General features: G+C 62.0%; 14 protein-coding genes. 3 read left to right on the top strand and 11 right to left on the bottom strand.

Going from position 1 to position 15,078, the window contains the following annotated elements:
• Positions 1-8 precede the first annotated feature (8 nt).
• The 8 genes from NCS58_RS31160 to NCS58_RS31125 all read right to left on the bottom strand — a co-directional run bounded on the left by NCS58_RS31160 (position 9) and on the right by NCS58_RS31125 (position 9,568).
• Complete coding sequence (locus tag NCS58_RS31160; protein ID WP_250478303.1) at positions 9-2,165, bottom strand: 8-amino-7-oxononanoate synthase; 2,157 nt, start codon at positions 2,163-2,165, stop codon at positions 9-11.
• Positions 2,166-2,185: 20 nt separating this feature from the next.
• Positions 2,186-3,544, bottom strand: a complete 1,359-nt coding sequence (locus NCS58_RS31155; protein WP_061118409.1) for a hypothetical protein — start codon at positions 3,542-3,544, stop codon at positions 2,186-2,188.
• A 19-nt stretch (positions 3,545-3,563) separates the two neighbouring features.
• Positions 3,564-4,493, bottom strand: a complete 930-nt coding sequence (locus NCS58_RS31150; protein WP_061118408.1) for a hypothetical protein — start codon at positions 4,491-4,493, stop codon at positions 3,564-3,566.
• A gap of 273 nt (positions 4,494-4,766) precedes the next feature.
• The gene (locus tag NCS58_RS31145; protein ID WP_061118407.1) at positions 4,767-5,513 is read right to left on the bottom strand and encodes an SDR family NAD(P)-dependent oxidoreductase; all 747 of its coding nucleotides are present in this window, start codon (positions 5,511-5,513) and stop codon (positions 4,767-4,769) included.
• Between the two features lie 5 nt (positions 5,514-5,518).
• On the bottom strand, positions 5,519-5,881 hold the full coding sequence (locus NCS58_RS31140; protein ID WP_250478302.1) for a hypothetical protein: 363 nt from the start codon (positions 5,879-5,881) through the stop codon (positions 5,519-5,521).
• A gap of 156 nt (positions 5,882-6,037) precedes the next feature.
• Positions 6,038-7,180 (bottom strand): PHB depolymerase family esterase, encoded by a 1,143-nt coding sequence (locus tag NCS58_RS31135; protein WP_250478301.1) that lies wholly within the window; start codon positions 7,178-7,180, stop codon positions 6,038-6,040.
• 90 nt (positions 7,181-7,270) lie between these two features.
• A complete protein-coding gene (locus tag NCS58_RS31130) occupies positions 7,271-7,825 on the bottom strand; it encodes a phasin family protein (RefSeq protein WP_250478300.1) in 555 nt (184 codons plus the stop codon).
• 213 nt (positions 7,826-8,038) lie between these two features.
• Positions 8,039-9,568: an ATPase gene (locus tag NCS58_RS31125; protein ID WP_250478299.1), complete on the bottom strand. Its 1,530-nt coding sequence runs from the start codon at positions 9,566-9,568 to the stop codon at positions 8,039-8,041.
• Between the two features lie 638 nt (positions 9,569-10,206).
• Between NCS58_RS31125 and NCS58_RS31120 the strand changes: the two genes are divergently transcribed.
• Together NCS58_RS31120 and NCS58_RS31110 are read left to right on the top strand one after the other, a co-directional pair.
• A complete protein-coding gene (locus tag NCS58_RS31120) occupies positions 10,207-10,410 on the top strand; it encodes a cold-shock protein (protein WP_061118402.1) in 204 nt (67 codons plus the stop codon).
• 997 nt (positions 10,411-11,407) lie between these two features.
• Positions 11,408-12,142 (top strand): serine protease, encoded by a 735-nt coding sequence (locus tag NCS58_RS31110; RefSeq protein WP_061118539.1) that lies wholly within the window; start codon positions 11,408-11,410, stop codon positions 12,140-12,142.
• Positions 12,143-12,184: 42 nt separating this feature from the next.
• Here the strand turns inward: NCS58_RS31110 and rpoD are convergent, their stop codons facing one another.
• Positions 12,185-14,002: an RNA polymerase sigma factor RpoD gene (rpoD, locus tag NCS58_RS31105; protein ID WP_250478394.1), complete on the bottom strand. Its 1,818-nt coding sequence runs from the start codon at positions 14,000-14,002 to the stop codon at positions 12,185-12,187.
• Here rpoD and NCS58_RS31100 point away from each other — a divergent pair.
• Entirely contained in the window at positions 13,910-14,116 is a 207-nt protein-coding gene (locus NCS58_RS31100; protein WP_250478398.1) for a hypothetical protein, read from the top strand. The two genes, rpoD and NCS58_RS31100, sit on opposite strands and share 93 nt — an antisense overlap.
• 58 nt (positions 14,117-14,174) lie before the next feature.
• Here the strand turns inward: NCS58_RS31100 and NCS58_RS31095 are convergent, their stop codons facing one another.
• A complete protein-coding gene (locus NCS58_RS31095) occupies positions 14,175-14,390 on the bottom strand; it encodes a hypothetical protein (protein WP_061118401.1) in 216 nt (71 codons plus the stop codon).
• A gap of 97 nt (positions 14,391-14,487) precedes the next feature.
• On the bottom strand, positions 14,488-14,832 hold the full coding sequence (locus NCS58_RS31090; RefSeq protein ID WP_250538991.1) for a hypothetical protein: 345 nt from the start codon (positions 14,830-14,832) through the stop codon (positions 14,488-14,490).
• Between the last annotated feature and the right edge of the window lie 246 nt (positions 14,833-15,078).

Below are 15,078 nucleotides of genomic sequence, written 5' to 3'. Positions count from 1 at the left end.
TCTTCTCTTTACGCCGCGAGACTGCCGCGCCGCTCGCGCAGACGCCTGAGCAGATGAATGCCCGGCACCTGCACATCGACCGGTTCCGCACTCACGTCCACACCCGTCACCGCCCGGTAAGAGTGGATGTACGCCTGGATCTCCGGCCGGAAGAACGTGGCCCAGTTCGCGGCATTGGCTGGATCGTTGATCGAGTTCCAGTCGCCCCAGCGGATCGACGAGACGATCTGCTCGCCCATCGTCGCGAGTTGCCAGAACTGGAAGGAGTTGGTGTCGCCCCAGCCTTGCAGCTTGCGCATGCTTTCGACGGAATGCATCCACGGCTCCGGATACGCGACCATCGCGCGGCGCGGCAGATACTCGCGGAATTCGGGCCGCGCGAGCAGCCATTGCTGCATCATCATTTCGATGCGCGAGGTCGTCGGCAGATCGAGGAACTGGTTGTGCGCGCCTTCCGACAGGATCAGATGCACTTCGCGCAGCGCGTTCAGGATCGGGAATCCGTCGGGCACGACCGTGGTGTCGTCGGCCTGACGGAAGAACGGCACGCACAGGTTCAGCAGCGTGTGGAACGCTTCGAGGAACTTGCTGCGGTTATCGGCGGTACGCATCTTCGGAACGGCGCGCCCGAACAGTTGCAGGCCGTATTGATGCGCGTATTCCGCCGCGCGCCGCTCGATCGGCAGACGATGCTGCTCGTCCTGCACCCAGCCCCAGATGAGATTGTTCAGGGGCCGAAGCGAATCGAGCTCGAGCTGGCCGAGCGGATCGCGCGGGCCGCTCGAGATGTTCTGGAAGCGCCGCGACACCGCGTTCATCGTCTGCACGAGCTGGAGCTCTTCCATCCAGTAGCTCCAGATCAGTTCGACGAGCGGCGGGTGCAACAGCTTCGCGGAGTAGTTGTTGTTCCATTGCGTGAGCCAGAGGCATTTGCCGCCGCACTGATCGCTCCGCTCGCCGCGAATCTCCTTCGTCATTTCGACGGCGATCTCGCCCGCCCCCGTGCCCTGCAACTGACTGACGATGCGCTCCAGATAAGGCACGGACGGCGAATCGTCGAGCTGGCCTTTCTCCTTGAAGTACATGTCCGCGAGAATCGACACGTCCGTCGTGTTGAGATTGAGCCCGAGGCGCTCGTTGGCGAGCGCCACCGCGCGCTGGTCGCCCATCAGCAGATCCTTGAGCATCACGATGTCGTCGCCGTTCTGCACGACCGCGCCCCACGTCACGACGAACGCCTCGGTCGCCACCTTGAGCGCGCGATACGCCTCCGTATCGGTGAACGGCAGAAAGCGGCGGCGGCTCAGCCGCGTGGCTTCGTTGTAGAGCGGAATGCCGTCCACACTCTTTCCCGTGAAGAACAGCAGATCGAGATTGCGCGTGTAGTTGTCCCACGACAGCATGTCGGCGTTGCGCTTGATGAGGATCCACAGCGCGACGTCGGCGGTCAGCGGAAGCGTCGCGCGGCGCATCGTGACCGGCGTGAGCTTGCTGAACATCCTGTTGTCGTTGACCACGCCCGAGCGTTCGCCGATGAGATCGCCGCCGTTGTCCTGGTCGTCGACCTCGATGGATGCGGGCGGGTCCGGCAGCGCCACAGCGTGCTCGGCGAGCGGCGCGAGGGCGTGGTGCTCGTTGGCGAGCGGGTCGATGGACGCGGGGTTCGCAAGGGGCCGCGCGCCCACCTTGATGCGTTCGATGCGCTTCGGATCGACCGGCGCGTTCATGGGCGCATTCACCGGCGCATTCACCGGCGCCGCCGCGGGCCCGGCATCGAGCGGCGCCGTGAATTTGCCCGTGAGCTTCACGTTCTCGCCCCGCAGCAGGAACGCCGCCATCTTCGTGATGACGTTCGGGTCGGTGTCGGCCGTGACGAACGCGCCGAGCGCATCGACCAGTTGCAGCATCAGGTCGCCCGCGTCCAGCTCGCTCGCCTTGTCCGGATTCGTGTAGAGCGTGAGCGCGCCGTCGATCGAACCGCCCGCGCTCACGGCGGCCGGCTTAGCGGGTGTGAAGCCGGCGCGTCGCAGCAGCAGGCCTTTCGCGTTGCGCTCGGTGGCGGCGAGCGTTTCGACGGATATCTGCACGGTGTAGTTGCCGGGATCGGTGGGATCGTCCCGATCGATCTTCAGTTGCAGCACGCCCGGAAATAAGATGGTGCTCATCGTTGTGCTCCTTCATGAAATCATGCGTATGCGGCGAATGGGTTTGCGTGCAGCGAACTTGCGTGAGGCGAGGTTGCGGGCGGCCGTCGCTGATTGAGCGCGACGCTCAGTTGCGTGCTGCCCGCGCTCCAGGGCAGATAACCCGCGAGCGCCCAGCGTTGCAGCAGCTCGGCGATCACTTTCAACTCCGTCTGCGCCGGCAGTAGACCGCTGTAGCGCGCCTGCCCGAGCACGGCGAACGACAGCGCCGGCGTATCCGCGAGCAATTGCTGCGGCCGCGCCTTCACGCGTTGCCAGAGCGCGAGCAGCGCTTCGGGATGACGGTCCGGCAGACTGAGCGCGGCGCCGATCGTCCGGCCGCGCAACGCATGCGGCCGCAGCGACAGCAGCACGGCGACGAAGCGTGGAATCGCACGCGACAGCGCATCGAACGAACTGCGCTGCGTGGCGCTCATCTGCATCCGCGGATAAAGCCGCTCCCACACCGCTTCGAGCGCGGACCACTGCGGATGCGGATAGAGCGCGCGGCCCATCGCGACGGAGAGCTTCACGCGTATCCACGGCGCGGGATGCGGGTCGTCGAGATTGATGCGCATGACGAACGCGCGCGGCAGGCTCACGACGCTCATCAGCCCGACGCTCGCCGCGATGCCCACACGCGACACCGCCCACAGATCGGCGACGATCTCCCCGATCCATCGATCCCAGGCACGCCAGATCGAAGGCCCGCGCACGAAACGCGACGGCGAGGCGCGCTTGTACGCGTTGGCGAGATCGAGCAGCGCCGACGCCTGATGCCCCACTTCGTGATAGAGCGACGCCGCGATGCCCGTGCCGACCATCCGCTCGCGCGGCATGCGAATCACCGCGACCGGATTGTTGCCGCCGCCCGGCAGCCGCGTGCGCGCGCGCCGTATCGCGCCGCCGTGCCCGCGCTCGACGTAGCAGATGACAGGCGGCGGCGCGACCGGCACGCCCGGCTGTCGCAGGCCGTCCTGCGCGGCGACATCGAGGCCCGCGAGCCAGATGCCGGTGCCGTGCTGGCTGCGCTGCGTGAGCACCTCCGCGAAAATCTCGAAATGCGTGAGCGCGGCCTGGAAATACAGCTTCAGGAGCGCATGGCGGCGCTGCGCCCGGGCCACGTTCGCCGGCGTGGCCGCGAGCGTGCGCAACTGCCGCAGAAATTGCGCGATGCGCTTGCGCAGTTGCTGGCGGGCCGCCTGCATGTGCCGTTCGATGGCGCCCATCGCTTCGTCGCTGACGTTCGCGGCGGGCACCATCGGCATCTGCAGGGCATACGGGAGTTGCGCGTCGAGCCGTGCCCGGATGCCGAGCACCTCTTGTTCGAGCAGACGCAGCGCTTCTTCACACGAGTTCATCGCACTCGAGCCTCGCGGTTCAGTACGCCGTACGGCGCGGGCCCAGATAGAGGATGATGGCCCGCCCGTTGCGCGAACGACGCCATTGCCCGCTGTGAGGCATCGCGACCTGCGTATGCGTGCCGCAGTTCGGGCAAGGCGCGCTCGCGGCGGGCGCGGAGCCCTCGTAGGCCGATGCGGTTGCGGCGCCGTCGTAGTACGCGCCCGGCGCATAGCGCTGGCCGGGATAGCGGCGCGCGGGGGCACCGAAGATCGCCACAGGCGCCTGGCGCGCGGCCGCGATGCCGTTGCGCGAGATCGCGCGCATTGCCGGCACGAGTCCCGGCGCAACCTGACGCGCGGCGCGCAGGAACGCGATGCGCGCCGCACGGGCGGGCGGCACGTGCGCGGGCATCGACGCGAGATGCTGGGTCGCATGCTGGCCGATGCGCACGAGACGGCGCGCGACTTCGAACTCACGATCCTCGTTGCTGAGCCCTTCCAGTTCGAGACCCAGCGCGCTGCCGGCCATGCTCGCGAGCTTGCCGCCGATCAGCCCGCCGGCTCCGGGCACCACGAAGTTGCCGAGCGCACTGCCGACGATCGGCAACGCGGACTTCGCCGCGGAGCGCAGGATGCCGCCGAGCGCCTTGCCCGCGGACGACTTCGCGAAGTTCGTCGCCGCGCGTCCGACGGACTTGATCAACCCGCCGAGAAACTGTTCCATCTCCTGTTCGTTGCTGACGGCGAGCAGTTCGGCGGCGAGTTCCATCTCCTGCATTTCGCCCGAGACTTCGCCTTCGAATTCGTTCTCGAACTCGCTTTCGCCGACTTCGAACTCGGTTTCGAACTCGCCTTCGCCCTCGAATTCCTGAGCCGTCTCGCCCGCCGCTTCGGCCGACAATTCCTGCTCAAACTCGTTATAGCCGGGGCCCCATCCGGTGGGCCGGGAACTTCCGATATCGTGCATTTTGTCGCCCCTTTTGCGCTGTTTGGCGAGACTCGAAGCTCGCACGCACTTCTGTTTGCGAAGGTCGTGCCAGTTTGAAGAAACGCGCCAAAGCCTTGTCGCGCAAGGGGTTAGACGATGAGCGCTGGCAATGCCGGCGAATGCCGCTTCGCTTGATGCGGGGATAACGGGGGCGAGCCGCGAAGCGTGCTTCGCATGGCGGCAGAGGGGTTTTCGCGGGGTGCGGGAAAAAGGCGCGCGCTTCTGGTTAGCGCGGCGTCTTGACAGCATCCATCAAAATGGACTGATGCCTGACATGCCGCCGTCGACTGCGAGGTCGGCGCCTGTCATGTAGCGCGATGCATCGGAAGCAAGAAAGAGAATGGCTGCGGCGATTTCGGCGGGGTCGGCGGGCCGCTTCATCGGAATTACGCGAGACCATTCCAGCAGTTGCGCTTCCGACATGCCGAGGCTATCGAATATAGGCGTATTGGCCACGCCCGGCGAAATGCTGTTGACGCGTATGCCGGACTCGACGAACTCCGCCGCGAAACTCTTTGCAAGCGAAACGACCGCCGCCTTCGACGCACAGTACGCAGAAAAATTCTTCGTGCCCTGATGGGCCGCAAGCGACGCAACGAGAATGATCGACGCCGGTCTCGCGAGAAACGGCAGTGCCTCGCGCACGGTGGCGTAGACCCCGCCGACGTTGGTATCGAACACTTCGGAGAACTGCGCCAGCGACGTGTCGCGCACCGGCGTTTGACGGGATACACCCGCATTGGCGACGACGATATCGACATTCGATTGGAAGTGGCCGACTGCCGTCTCGTATAACCGACGCATGTCGTCGGGAACCGCGGCGTCGGCGACAACAGGCAGCGCGTTCCTGCCGAGCTTGTGCGCGGCACGTTCGAGTTTTTCCGCGTTACGTCCGCTGATGACCACGCGCGCGCCTTCGGCAAGGAATCGTTCGGCGGCGGCGAGGCCTATGCCACTGCCGCCGCCCGTCACGACTGCCAGCGCATCCTTCGATAACATTGGTGTCATCCCCGCAGGTTGACGACCAATGCGCGGCCTGATCGGATGGCGCGCGTCGTATGGCCTGTGCCGTTCATGTCACCGGCAACGAATATCGCGCCTGCTGCAAAACGTTGCGCGGCGTCACTGCCTTGCACGGTGATTTCGAGTTCCCCCTCGAGGACGACGACGTACTGTCTGCATGGCGGGTTGTGCCAGCCGAGCACATAGTCTGCGTCGAACTCATGCACGAGCACGCTTTCGCACGGCTGCGGCGCCGATAACGACACGGCGACGCCATTGAATATCACGGGGCTTGCTTCGAATGTGTGGACGGTTCTGAACGACGAGTGGCCGTCGTGGCCGGTGTATAATTCGATGCATTTCATCGTCTCTCCTCTCGGCACGCCCACGGACAGGCAGAAGCACTTGTGGAAATGCGCAGACGAATTCGCGCTTTCGTCGACTGCTTATGGTGTGGAATCGAAGTCTAGGCGGCGAGAAGGAAAAATCAATGCGGACGTCATTGAACCGGACGCCGGCGGCTAGAGGCTACCGTTTCCTGCGAGTCGATCGAAGAATCGAGCGATTTCCCTGCTCGCCCGCGGTCCGCGGATGTCCGTGTGGGTTCCATCGGGATGGCCTCCCGACCATGCATGACCCAGCCCGTGCACGATCCACTGCTCGCCGATCAATACACCGTCACGATCATGAAACTCGTGTCGGGTATAAGCGTGGCCGCCCTCCTCCTGGGCGACGTGGACCACGGATGACGTCACCGTGTCGTCAGACATGCCATGCAATAGCCGACTCATCGACACGATCTGTTCGCTGTTACGCGGATGCACGGTGTCGTCGGCATCGCCGTGAAAGACGATCAGCGGCACGGCGCGCGCCGTGGCTCGCCCGGACGACGCTTGCGGAAGGCGCACCTTTCCCTTGCCGTCATTCATCGCGCAGAGTGCCGCCAGTTGCTCGTCGGCGACGCCGAATGCCAGCCCTGAATGAATCGCCGCGGCAGCGTACAGCTCAGGATGAGTCACGGCGAGATTGACGGCCAGCGCGCCACCGGCCGACATGCCTGCAACATAAATGCGCGCGCGATCGACGTTAAACATGTCCGCGACCTCGCGCGTGAGCGCCGCGATCGCCGCCGCTTCGCCCGATTCGCGTGTCTGATTCGCCGGCAGGAACCAATTCCAGCATTTCAGTGGATTCGAACTCTCCGGCTGCTCCGGATAAACGACGATAAAGCCATTCTCTTCGGCAACGATGTTCATTCCGGTCCCTGACGCGAAGTCGTCCGAGTCCTGTTGCGCACCGTGCAGCATGACGATCATCGGTAACGGACGACCATCGTGTGCACCGGGAATGTAGACCTTGAATCGATACGTCTCGTTGCCATGCTCGAAATGTTTGCTCAACCAACGATGAGCGGTCGCTTCGGGCACGAGCGTTTCGGCGTGGGAGGCGGTCGCGCTCACTCGCGCGACCGGCGTGTCGCTGCGCGGCGGGTCATCTTTGGCATGCGCTGTGTGCGCTTCGCTCTCCGACTGCAATGGAGTTGCGGGTGCCGCGATCGCGGTCTCGGCGTTGTCGAATAACTGTGCCGTGAGACCGACGATTTCGCGAGGGAAGAACGACCAGAACGAGTCGTGCGCCCACGCAAGGGGATGGAAGGGATTCATCGATTTTCCCCGTGGGGTCGGGCGGAATAAAAAACCCGCTTGGTGCGGGCTTTGAACATCATTAGCAGCACGTCAGGTTGATGACATGCATTAGCGCTTCGAGTCGGCTTTCGAAGGCCGGAGTGCCTTTTCGGATTCGCTGATCGCCTCGGCGCCGGCATCCGCAACATCGGTCGACGTCCTGGCGATATCCGAAAGGAGTGCGAGCGGCTTCTGCGAAACAGAATCAGTCACCCCTTTCAACTCAAAGCCGAACTGCTTGAGCGGGCCACTCGCTTCATTGAGGATATCCGTCTGAGTCGCACGAACGATCTGCAAAAAGTGCCTTGAATATGCGGCCGCTTTTTCGGGCATCTCGGCAAGCAGCGTAGTTTGCCAGTTCAGAAAGTCGCCCGGTTTCGCCTTCGGGCCCGCACCGGCGACCGCTGCGCTTTCTTCGAAAACGGTCTTCACGGTCTGAACGTTCAGTTCGGCAAGCTGCTGAAGCCCGCTCACATAGCGCTTGGTGATATTCACGAGAACTTGCACGTTGGCTGCCGGGAATGCGAATGTCTGATTAGGGAATGAAGGAAACATTGATGCTCCTGAAATGAGATTCGACGGGACGCCGTAGTTATGACCGAAATGGTTTTTGCTGCACTGCAATATACAGGACCATCATACGGCACTTTCGGCTATCGTCAAGCGCGTATTCTCAATTTCGTCTTTCCGCTCATCAGTGGGTCGAAGCTCGCCGCATTACATCTGACGAATATCATCGTTCGGATCGCTTAATATTTTTCTTCATGCGATTTCGAAGGCCGCGAGACGGCGCGGGCGCGCATGGACCGTCGCCCACGGCGCCCGCCATGGCGTTGTTCAGCGCGCCACCAATACGAACGGTGCGAGACCGTTGTACGTTGCGCCGCTGGTGAATGACCGCAGTCCGAGGTCCGTGCTCCGGTACTTGCCGTCCGCCCGCTGCTTCAACTGATTGACCGACCAAACGCCGCTTCGCTCGAGGAGAATGGACCTGTTGATCGGATCGTATTGCATGTATGCCACCATGCTCGGTGAATTCAGCAAGGTCGTGCGGGTTCTGCTCGTCACGTCATAGAGGATGATCGGACTCGGGCTCGTGTCGTTGTCGTCAGCAAAAAGAATCTGCTGGTTATTGATGGCCGTGAGGAATCTCGGTTTCTTTTCCGGCAGATCGGTCAGCACGCGCGTAATGCCGCTCCCGAGATCCATTTCGGTCAGGCTGCCCGCGGCCTGAACGGACGCAAAGCTCACGAAATAAGCCTTTTTCGCATCGTCGGTCACGGTAAATTCGCCGCTCATCGTGCTCGACGCCGAACCCGCCGGATAGCCGCCCACGATGTACCCGCTGGCCGTCTCGATGCGCAGAACTTCCAGCCTCGCTCCCGGCGCGCTCGCCAGCGCGTAGAGGTGTTCGTCGTCATTCTTCGCCGTCACTACCTTGATGAGGCTGAAGTCCTTAGGCAGCACCAGCTTCCTGAGTAGCGCGCCTGACTCGGTGTCGATGACGTTGATGATGTTCTTGCTCGACAGATAAACCTGTTTCCCATCCGGCGCAGGCTCGAGGCTATATCCGGTGGAGGTCGTCAGCAATGGACCGATGGGCGTGACGTGCAGAACCCTGTTGGTTGCGGTGTCGATCGTGGCGAGATCGATCGACGTCGGATTTCTCTCCAGAAGCACGTGCAGCCGTGTCCCGTCCAGGCTGGCGAACATCTGATCGACCTGTTTATAGTCGCCCGTCAGCGAAAGATCGATCGAAGCCTTGGCGACGCGCGAAGCGAGATCGTACGCGGTCACCCGAGCCGGGGCCTGGGCGCGCGTCAACGTGTACACGGTTTCGGTGCGCCGCGGGGGTCCGTAGTATTTCTGCGCCATTTCGATGTCGGTGGCGCTAAGCTCGCCGTCGCCATTCCAGTTCGGATTGCAGTAGTTCATGATCGATGCGAGATCCCATGCGCCGATCATCGTGTCGCCCGATGTGCCTTGCGCGGGCTCGTTGCACGTCGAAGGGGTGTCAGGGCGGTTCTGCTCGTGCGCAAAGCCCAGCGCATGACCGAACTCGTGCGCGGCAACCCGTCGAATGCAGTACTCTTCACGCCCCTGGCAACTCTGGCTCCAGTTCCTGAAGGTGAAGTCGAGCGCCATTCCGCCCGCCGCGTTGTCCAGCATCGCACCCAGGCCAAGGGTGTGCGGTGCGCTCCCCGGCTCGTCCTCGACAGTAATCCGTATGCCGTAGTAGTTCGGATCGTTCGTGCACTGCTGCCATCCCGTGAAACGGGCGCCCGAATGCTCCTCCCAGGTTGCCTGAACCGCGAGACGGCTCCAGCCGCGTTCTGCGGAGTACCGTGCGAAATCGGCGTTGCTCATGTCCCAGCAGACGCCAATGGGAACGCGGTCCCAGATGACGGTCGACAGCGCATAACCCTTGGTCGTGGCACCTTCCTGCGCCGCCGGCTGCCCAGTTGCACTCTTTCCGTTCGAACCCGGAGCATCGGACCCGGCGTCGCCGCCGCATCCGGAAATCAATACTCCTGATGAAATAGCGAGAACCAGCCCTCGTATCCTTCGCATTCTCTTCTCCGTTTATCGAGACCATGCAATGTCGCGCATGGCGGAAGGAAATATGTTCAGCGCGTAATCAGTCCAGGGGCTCCATGACGAAGTATTGCCGAAAGCATCGGCCTCGCGGCGTGAGGCAGTCAATCATTAATTCTCCGTATTGTCGGACGAAGCGCGACGGTCCCATGAAGGCTGCGACGCAGATCGTCGAGCGGCGCGTTGTCGCCGATGACTGCCGATGGATGCCGATGAGGCCGTCCCGCCGCGCTCGCCGCAATTAATTCGAGTAATAGTTGACCAATTCATTGGGGTTTGGTACTATTCAAATTGAAGTTCAAGAAGTCGACTGCTGCTCATCAATCGTCCGTTGCACCGGAATTCGTTGTCCACTCTCTCCTTGATGCTTCACCTCTTCAACACCCCAATTTTTATTTCAAGGATTTTTCATGGATAACGGCACCGTCAAGTGGTTCAATGACACCAAGGGTTTTGGTTTCATTACCCCTGATAACGGCGGCGATGATCTGTTCGCGCACTTCTCCGAGATTCGCGCTGACGGTTTCAAAACCTTGGCTGAAGGTCAGAAGGTAAGCTTCGAAACGAAGCGCGGCCCGAAGGGCATGCAAGCTTCGAACATCAAGCCGCTGTAATCGCAGCATCACGGGATCCGCTCTCCGGGTCCCGTTCCCTCAGGTCTCTCCGCTTTTCTCCTCACCCCCTCCCTGCCGCGTGTCCCGACATTGGTCGGTGACTGATTGCGCGCACTCTTTTCCCACTCATCGCGTTTGAACGTAAGTATCAGCGCCAAAAAATATAAAACCTAATGGCATCTATTCAGAGTTATCAAGGCTATGCGGTACAAGCGACCGCCCACCGCCTGCCGGATCGTACGTTTTCGGCAAATGTGTCTGTCGACCGTACGAGCAAGCGTTCTTCAGAATCTCAATACACTTTTTATTCCCTCGGTTATTTCTCGAAAGAAGTCGAGGCGGTCGCTTACGCCTATCGCTGGGCGAAGGACTGGATCGACACACGCGGATAGTGCGTGGCCCGCGGGCCTCGCTTCATTCACGCGTGCACTTGTTCGTCCGCGTATCGCATTTCACCCGCTGCCTGGTCCGAGAAAACACCTTGACCGGGTCGAGCGAGATGCGTATCGTCGATTCAAGCTTGAGCATTCGATAGCTGTCCATCAATCAACTGCCTTACGCGGCGATAAAACCCCGCGCCGCTCGAGTCCCTCAATCGTGAGCGGGAGCATCCATGCTCCGGTTCACGTCCTCTCCAATCTGCATATTCCCGGCGACCGCTGCACCCGAAGCGACCCATTTGGATAGACGGTCGCGTGGACGACGGCGACGCTGCAAATGCGCGTCACCAGGACACTACGGCATGCACCCAACCGAGTTTTATCGCAGTTCAAACGGCGACAGCTGGCTCTTGTTCGATGGAGCGCGTGCCGTTGTCAGGCACGTGCCAAACGCAGCGTCCGGCGGATCTGTTTCGGACAAGCCTGTCGCGGAGTTTCTGTCGGAAAACGACCGGCAGAATCAGGGCCCGCAGCACGAAGCGCTGCGAGACTTCCTCGCAAGAAGCACGGCCAGTTCGAATGTCCCCAGCGAATCTGACGCGGCACGCGGGCCCACGGTGGAAACGCTTCTGCTCACGGCGGTGCGAGTGCGCACCTTCGCGCAGACGCACCATCTGACCAACGCGAGCGGCTTTTTCTTCACGCGCGGCGATCGCCTCTTTCTCGTCACGAGCCGTCACGTGCTCACGGACACCCCGAGCCGGCATTATCCGGACCGTATCGAGATCGAATTGCACGTGGATGGCGGCAATCTGGGCGCGTCAGCGTGGGCATCACTGCCGCTATACGACAAAGGCATGAGCTTGTGGCGCCAGGCATCGGATACCGGCGGCGAAATCGACGTCGCCGTGCTCGAAGTCCCCCGCAATCAGTTGCCGGCTACGGCCGTGTTCGCCGCGTTTGGTCCCGAACATCTCCCCACATCCGGCGAAGCAATGCCGATTGGCGCATCCGTGCTGATCGTCGGCTTTCCGCTGGGCTTTCATGACTCGCTGCATCATCTGCCCGTGGTCAGACAAGGCATCATCGCGTCCGCGTTCGGGCTGCGGTTTCAGGGCAAAGGCTGCTTCATCACGGATGCGCGCACGCACCGGGGCACGAGCGGCGCGCCGGTAGTGATCAGCCACCTGCCGACCGATGAGAACGGGGCGGCGGGCGCACTTCCCTGGCGGCTGCTGGGCATTCACTCGTCGACCATCGACATGAACACGCGCGATTTGCAGGTCGACGAGTCGCTCGGCCTCAACAGCGCCTGGTACGCAGACGTACTGATGAGCCTCACGAACGACTGACGCATTGCACTGCGCGTCCGTTGCGTCCATGCCTGCGGGCGTTCAATGATCGAGAAACGAACGCAGCTTGTCCGCGCGACGAGGATGCATGAGCTTGCGGATTGCCTGGCTTTCGATCTGCCGGACGCGTTCGCGCGACACGCCCAGATGCGTGCCCAGTTCGCCAAGCGTAAATTCGTTGAGCATATCGATGCCGAAGCGCATGCGCAGCACTCTGGCCTCGCGTGGTGAAAGCGCGTTCAAAGCATCGTCGATGGCAGCGCGCAAACTTGCGCGCACGACGGCATCGAGCGGCGACTCCGCGTTCGAGTCTTCGATCAGATCGCCAAGCGTCGCGTCAGCGTCATCGTTCGCCGGCGTTTCAAGCGAAATCAGGCGCATGGCCATCTTCTGAATGCTGCCGATCCGCGCCTCCGGCAATTCCATGCGCTCGGCCAGCACCGCGGGCAGCGCAGGCTTGCCGGTTTGCTGCAGGATCTCGCTCGAAATGCGGTTGAGCTTGTTGATCGTCTCGACCATATGCACTGGCACGCGAATCGTGCGCGCCTGGTCCGCAACCGCGCGTGTCACGGCCTGACGAACCCACCACGTCGCATATGTCGAGAATTTCCAGCCGCGCCTGTATTCGAATTTATCGACGGCCTTCATCAATCCGATGTTGCCCTCCTGAACCAGGTCCAGGAAGTGCACGCCGCGATTCATATATTTCTTGGCGATCGAAATCACGAGCCGCAGATTGGCCTCGATCATCTCGTTCTTCGCATGCCGCATGCGGGATTCCGCCGCGAGCAGCTTGCGGCCGATGTGCTTCAGGCGCTGAATCGGCATGGCGGCCTGCCGTTCGAGATCGAGCAGGCGCATCTGCTCGGCCTGAATGGCGGGCAGACTGCGTTCCAGCGATGGACCGTAATCGCGCGATTTCGCGGCGGTATTCGCGGTCCAGTCGAGGTCGGTCTCGTTGCCCGGAAACGATGCAATGAACTGCTCACGCGGCATGCCGCACCGGTCGATGACGATGCCGGAAATCCGCCGCTCGATCTGACGCACGTGCGCGAGCCGCTGCTGGATGTCGTTGCACGCGCGTTCGACCGTGCGCGCGGTAAAGCGCACGCGCGCAAGTTCATGTCGAATCGTCTCGTGAGCGGCCGGAACATCGTCCGCGCCCGCTTCGCGCAGCTGATCGACGCACTGGCCCACCCGCGTAAAAAGATCGAGTGCGTCGTGCCTGAGTTGCATCAGCCGCAACCGGTTCGCCTCGTCCTCGGCCTCCGGATCGCTTTCGCCATCGGCGCGCCCGGGTTTGTCGAGATCCGCCGGCATGGATGCATCGTCGATGCCGTCGATGAGTTCGTCGATGCCGAGCCTGTCCTCCGCGACCTGCCCGGCGCTCGCGAGAATCATCGAGATGGTGGGAGGACAAGCCGCGATGGCCTGAATCATCTCATTGATACTTTCTTCGATTCGCCGTGCAATTTGAACCTCGGCCGCGCGCGTCAGCAATTGCTTCGCACCCATCTCGCGCATGTACATGCGCACGGGATCGGTCGTGCGGCCGTATTCGGCATCGACGGTCGAAAGCGCGACTTCGGCGTCTTCTTCCGTCTGATCGTCGAGCGTGACAGCAGGAAGCGCGTCATCGAGCAACAGCGTTTCGGTATCGGGAACCTGTTCGTAGACCGTCACGCCCATTTCGAGGAACGTGCGCGATATATCTTCGAGCACTGTCGGCTGGGCAACATCATCGGGCAGGTGATCATTGATCTGCGCATGCGTGACAAAGCCTTGATCCCTCGCTACACGGATCAAAGCGCGTACCGCCCGTTGCTGTTCGTCTGCGCGTCGCTGCCGGTCGGACTGCACCGCATCGGCTACGACGCCTTGCGCGTCCGGATGATGAACTTCGCTTACTTGATTTCGACGGGAACCGGCCATCCTCTCTCCACATTCAGCTTCTTTGCCAACGTGAGACGTTAGCCAGAGGCGCGGCGGCCTGCGCATACGAAATCACGGCATTTGTTATACCGATGTCAATTCAGCCAAACCGGACTTCGAGCCACGCGCGCGCCCAGTTCGCCGCAAAAGCGACGGCCTCGTCGCGCCGGTCGAATCCGGCAAGGTCGCCGCTCACGAAGACATCCGTTTCGCGGCCGTCCGCACCGCTGGTACTGATGCGGGCATGCGCCATGTACTCCCCATCGGCCCGGCGCGGCGTTGGATCGATGCGAATGTTGCTGATGTCGGGTTGCATCACAGTTACTCTCCGATCGCCGCGAGAAGCGGTCAATCCCGGCCTCGCCGGTTGCGACAGCAGGCCATCGAGGGCGCTGCCCGAACTGCTCACCACGCTAGTCGAGGAAAGATCTCGCCTGCGGGCACTTGTCGATCATCTGCTCGGCATAGGCGATCGATGCGCGACGCGCGTCGCCGGCGCTCTGAAACGGCTCGCTTGCGCTAAGCTTGAATACACGGCTGCGCGACAGGCCCATTGACTCCGGCGGTTCCTGAATGCGCACGGCGGCATCGAACCCATCGTCCTGGTTGTATGCGTGAACGGCTCCGGCGGCCCGATGTGAAAAGACGAGCGGGCATATTTCCAGGCCACGGTAAAGGCGGTTTTCGACTGTCATGAAATGATCTCTCGCCGCAAGCAGGCGGCAATGTATTAAGGGGGCGTAGAGCAGTATCGGCAAGCTGACACGAATGACCGCGTTGCACGGTCTCCGATGTGAGGCTGTCCCGTTCGGGGCCGGCGCTTGAGCGCTATCGGATGCTGCGAATTATTTCAACTCGCTTGAGTTGTTCCATCCTACGCGGTTTATGGATTTTGTATAGCGAAATTTTCGTCGATGCCGCCGATGCATGACGACAATAAAAACGCGTCGAGAGTCCTTTTCACCGGACCCGACCCGCTACGGAGAAGGATGACGCTTATTTGC

It is taken from the genome of Caballeronia sp. INML3B, assembly GCF_023631305.1.
Classification (GTDB): domain Bacteria; phylum Pseudomonadota; class Gammaproteobacteria; order Burkholderiales; family Burkholderiaceae; genus Caballeronia; species Caballeronia turbans.
This window is presented reverse-complemented; position numbering and strand designations above follow the sequence as displayed.